Below are 5,460 nucleotides of genomic sequence, written 5' to 3'. Positions count from 1 at the left end.
ACACATAAAACGAGTTAGCCCATGGCACTGGTCAGGTTTTAAAACGATAGAAGAGAAGGCAACGGTAGGCGAATTATCTGATAAAATCAGCAAAAATAACGTTGCCACCTTAGATTTAGCCGATTATACGCCGGCGATGCGAGAATTACAGCAAATCTTAACCGGCACACTAATATATTCAACCCAACGAAAAAAAGACCTACCGCCACCGACTTTTACGGATAGGGATTTAAAGGAAGGATTACGCAGAAGTTGGACAGCGGAGCAGATAGGGCATTTACTGGTGAAATATGAAAGTGAATGGTATGCAGATGAAGGGTTAAGTAAATGGAACGAAGTTGATGAGCTATTTGAAGAAGAAAAGCAACAACAAAAAGCGCTTATTGAAGCGGGATTAGATAAACTTGGCATCACCGAGCCTTATCAGCGAGACTTTGCCATGAAAAAAGTGGACGAAGCGCACGAACATGTCAAAAGCAACTGGCAACTAGAAAAAGAAGAGCGCATCAAACCCTCACTGTGGTGGAAAAAAGTGGCGCAAGCTCAAACTCAAAACTCAACCGCAAACACAGAAGCTAATACGCCTAAACTATCCAATCTATCCGCAGACGGCAAGGCATGGTTTATTCATCCGGTGGCGATGATGGATTATTTTAATATTAGAAGTACTGAAATTATTTTCCCATTAAAAGTAAAACCAATAAACAATTTTGATATGCAATTTGGTAAAAGATTTAATTGGACTAAAAATGATAATCAAACAATGTTTGGATCGAATCGTAGTGGTGGTAAAAGGAAACATGCGGGACGAGATCTATATACTGAACCTAACGCAGAAATTGTTGCAATATGTGATGGTGTAGTATTAGATATTAGAGATTTTTATTGTAAAACTTATCAGATAACGATCAAGCATCATACCAATAGTGGACGAGAATTTATTATTCGCTATGGTGAAGTAGATAAGTCAAGTATTAAAAACCTCAAAGTTGGCGATTCTGTTGAGCAAGGTACAGTACTTGCAAAAACAGGTAAGTTACTAAATGATGACAATACCCCATTAATGACCTTATCCGGAAAAATTATTTACATGTTGCATTTAGAATATTATTCAGGTGAAAGTGGATTAAATTTGAAAAAGCCATTAAGTAATAAAGCGAATAAACCTTATGAAAGACGCAAAGATTTATTAGATCCACTGGAGCTTTTAAAGCAGGGATATCGAAATTCATTTGGGGAAGAACCTCAATAAATTAGGAGTGGGAAAATGAAAAATTTCTTGTTTGGATGTATTTTAATGTTTTTAGTACCATATTTTACTTATGCATCTAATGATAATCATTATTATTTGTTAATAAAAGATAAAATAAATGTAGAAAATAAAGAAAAAAAATGGTTAACCAGTATTTTAAATAATTTTATTGTTGGTAATGAACAAAAAATTAAAGTGTTAGGTTGTAATTTTAAGAGAGTCAAAGGGGATAAAGAAAGTATCTATAATCAGTTGACTAAACTTAATATCTTTGAGGATTACAATGAAGATTTAAAAAAATATGATCTATCTTTGAATAAGTTTAATGGATTGTATTTTATTGAGCCTTCTAATCTACCAGAAAGGTGCATTGGCTTTAATTATGAGATTATCATACTACTTAATAATAATGAATTAATGATTCCTTATAATAAACATTTAGTTTTTTATAAGCAATTAGCTATTACAGATGAAAACAAAATAAATAATTTTAAACGTAATGAAAATTGTCTTGAAACAAAATATTTTGAGATGGAGTCAACTAAAGTTTGTTTCTATAAAAATATGACAATATTAGATGTATATGAAGCTATGAGTATTAATCCAACTTATGAGTTTAGAAAAAAAATCAAACAGGGGGAAGATTTTTCGGATATTTACGAAGATGATTATATGAGAGTTGAAGTTGAATATAAATGGAAAGGGGAAAATAAGCTAGAGATTGTACAATATTTTGATGGTGGAGAGACTTATTACACATTTGTTAATCAAGAAAATAGAACAAAATTAATAACCAAATTTTCGCCAGATTAAAAAATAATACAAAATAGTAGCTTTTAGAGAGTTAAGGTTACTTGCAGGCGATAAGCAAACGCTACCGATACAAGGTTGGGTGAATATAAAAGACAATGCGCAAGCACATATCAAACGACGTAGTCCATGGCACTGGTCAGGTTTTAAAACGATAGAAGAGAAGGCAACGGTAGGCGAATTATCTGATAAAATCAGCAAAAATAACGTTGCCACCTTAGATTTAGCCGATTACACGCCGGCGATGCGAGAATTACAGCAAATCTTAACCGGCACACTAATATATTCAACCCAACGAAAAAAATCCCTACCGCCACCGACTTTTACGGATAGGGATTTAAAGGAAGGGTTACGCAGAAGTTGGACAGCGGAGCAGATAGGGCATTTACTGGTGAAATATGAAAGTGAATGGTATGCTGATGAAGTGTTAAGCAAATGGAACGAAGTTGATGAGCTATTTGAAGAAGAAAAGCAACAACAAAAAGCACTTATTGAAGCGGGATTAGATAAACTTGGCATCACCGAGCCCTATCAGCGAGATTTTGCCATGAAAAAAGTGGACGAAGCGCACGAACATGTCAAAAGCAACTGGCAGCTAGAAAAAGAAGAGCGCATCAAACCATCTTTATGGTGGAAAGAAGTGGCACAGGCACAAGCCCAAAATCAAACAACTAGCACAGAACAAAGTGAAGCTAATACGCCTAAACTATCCAATCTATCCGCAGACGGCAAGGCATGGTTTATTCATCCGGTGGCGATGATAGATTATTTCCCTAAAAGCGAGATTCTTTTTCAGAAAGGCGACAAGCATGAGATTATTCGGGAAATTAATATCCGCCTTGCAGGTTTTGGTGGCAATGTACCAACCGATGAATTTACTGAAAGAACGGAAAATATGATAAAACAGTTTCAACGTGATTATATGCAAGTTGAGGAAACGGGCGTTGTGGATATAAAAGTTATACAAGCAATTGATAGATTTCAAGAAGAATATCCAATAGAAACATATTTTGCTCAAGCTAAATGTAAGTGTTCTACATTGAAATTAGTGAAAGGCGATAAAGCATGTGGAGGTTTTGGTAACGGTAAATTTGAACAACAAAAACAAAATGCAAATACTATTGAAATGTATAGGAAATATGAATACCCAGGGTTACACAGAACTTTATTTTGGGTCTTAAGAGCTTGGAAATTTTATTTATACCATTTGGATCAACGGAATATGAAAATTGAATTAGTTAAATCTGGATATCGCTGTTGGTCAGATAATAATGCTCATAATTTTAGACAAAGTACTAATCATATGGGTAAAGCATTAGATATTCATATGATTTATAACAATACCAAAATTTCATTAGAAAATTTGTGTGATGATGCTAGAGAGGTAATGATCAGTTATTGTAATGCGCATTATAGATGGAATGTTGGAAATGTTATTTCTTTAGAGGTGGGAATGCGTGAAAAAACACCAAAAGATACCGCAATCGCTGCAACATGGATTCATTTTGATGTAAGAAGTTTTGAATTAAAATATTTGGAAGATAAATATTTTGTTAAAAGCGCTGAACAAGTTAATGGGTTATCAATGCAATCATTAATAATTAATAAAGGTTAAAAACGTATGAAGACAATCAAATTAACTTTTATTTTATTTTTATTAGTCTTAAGTTTAATTGTATCATCAGCTACAGCTGATGAAAAAAAAATGCTGGATAATTGGGGAATTATTTATGGTATTAGTGATACATTGATAAATGAAACAACGGTTGATTTTGATATAAAATTGCTTGGTAATAAATTTTATTTTAATAATCAGTCGTTTTTGATTACACGTAATACTATGCCTGCAAAAGATTTTTTTATAAATAATAATATTGAACAAACATATTTTGATTTAAAAGAACAGCAAGAATTACTAGCGTATAATTATAATATTAAATTAAATGATAGCATTACTTATCTTCAATTTGATAAAACCATTGATAATAGTCTATTAAAACAATATGTAACACAAAATAGGCAAGTAATATTATTGGACGATATACTACTTCTATTTGGAAAAAATGGTGAACCAGTATTTTATTCAAAACCTTATTTTGAAAAGGCATTTATTAAAGATGTACCTCAATTACCCATAATTGCGGTGCCATTTAATGCAGATGATGCTTTTATATTATATCGAGATGAAGTATTAAAAAAGTTATCCATTCATTACAAAAATTTTTTGGATCTTCCATGGTCTGCAACAGATATATACGGAGCAAAATTTTCTCCCATTTCATCCATTATAAATCCAATATTTATTGATGTATTCTGGGACAGTGGTGAAGCAGATTCATTTTTATATCTGTTTTCAAGTGATTATAAAGTTCTAGATAAACTATTAATTTTTAGCTACATAACCACAACTCGTGGAGGTCCTGGCGGTGATGGGCAAGCTGTTGGTTATCGTTACTTTACCATTGACAAAAACTATTTTATCGAACGTCGCCAACGCTTTGAAGATGAAACAATGGAGATTCAACATTTTCAGGTCACCAATAAAGGAAAGTTTCAAGAACTGCCTACTACCTCTAATTGTTACCGCGAATTTGCCATTAAAGATAAAAGTCAACACTCAGCACAAAGTCTTCTCTTAACCAGTAATCAAGCAAATAACTATTTACGTTTTGATGGCGGAAGATTAGATGAGCTTGATGATGTCACATTAACCTTCAATCCCAATGAAAAAACACTTTGTGTGAACTATCAACAGGCTTATTCAGTCACCTTTGGTAAGGCCAATTCAAAACAATTTTTTGATAATGAGGCATTATATCAACAGCAAGTAGAAAATTTTAAAAAATATCACATTGATATCAGTAACGAATTGGAATATGTCACATTTGAAAATATTGATGAACAACCTATAGCTAAATTTTTATTAAATGGCAATCAAGCTATTTATATGAACAATACATTATTTATTGTAGGTAAAGATTATTTTGTGGCTTACAGACAACCAACAAAAGAGGAGTTAGTTTATACTCAGTAGCACAAAGGTATTAATAATTTACCATGAAACGAGCTTTAGCAGATGGATTACTGGAACGTGAAAAGACAATCATTTTAGTTGAAAAAGAGACCCATGTAGCCCATGGCACTGGTCAGGTTTTAAAACGATAGAAGAGAAGGCAACGGTAGGCGAATTATCTGATAAAATCAGCAAAAATAACGTTGCCACCTTAGATTTAGCCGATTACACGCCGGCGATGCGAGAATTACAGCAAATCTTAACCGGCACACTAATATATTCAACCCAACGAAAAAAAGACCTACCGCCACCGACTTTTACGGATAGGGATTTAAAGGAAGGATTACGCAGAAGTTGGACAGCGGAGCAGATAGGGCATTTACTG

At 33.2% G+C, this 5,460-nt stretch carries 4 protein-coding genes; all 4 read left to right on the top strand.

Annotation, left to right across the window (positions count from 1 at the left end; all coding sequences use genetic code 11):
- Positions 1 to 1,252, top strand: a 1,252-nt coding sequence (locus tag A9G34_RS10900) for a M23 family metallopeptidase (RefSeq protein ID WP_218055719.1), incomplete at its 5' end; no start/stop codon positions are given.
- Positions 1,253 to 1,267: 15 nt separating this feature from the next.
- Positions 1,268 to 2,065, top strand: coding sequence for a hypothetical protein (locus A9G34_RS09225; protein ID WP_034944940.1), 798 nt, complete (start codon positions 1,268 to 1,270; stop codon positions 2,063 to 2,065).
- Positions 2,066 to 2,144: 79 nt separating this feature from the next.
- The gene (locus A9G34_RS09220) at positions 2,145 to 3,677 is read left to right on the top strand and encodes a peptidoglycan-binding domain-containing protein (protein ID WP_065569530.1); all 1,533 of its coding nucleotides are present in this window, start codon (positions 2,145 to 2,147) and stop codon (positions 3,675 to 3,677) included.
- A gap of 6 nt (positions 3,678 to 3,683) precedes the next feature.
- A complete protein-coding gene (locus A9G34_RS09215; protein WP_034948646.1) occupies positions 3,684 to 5,096 on the top strand; it encodes a hypothetical protein in 1,413 nt (470 codons plus the stop codon).
- Positions 5,097 to 5,460: the final 364 nt, after the last annotated feature.

It is taken from the genome of Gilliamella sp. Choc4-2, assembly GCF_001690355.1.
In the GTDB taxonomy this organism is placed as follows: domain Bacteria; phylum Pseudomonadota; class Gammaproteobacteria; order Enterobacterales; family Orbaceae; genus Gilliamella; species Gilliamella apicola_A.
This window is presented reverse-complemented; position numbering and strand designations above follow the sequence as displayed.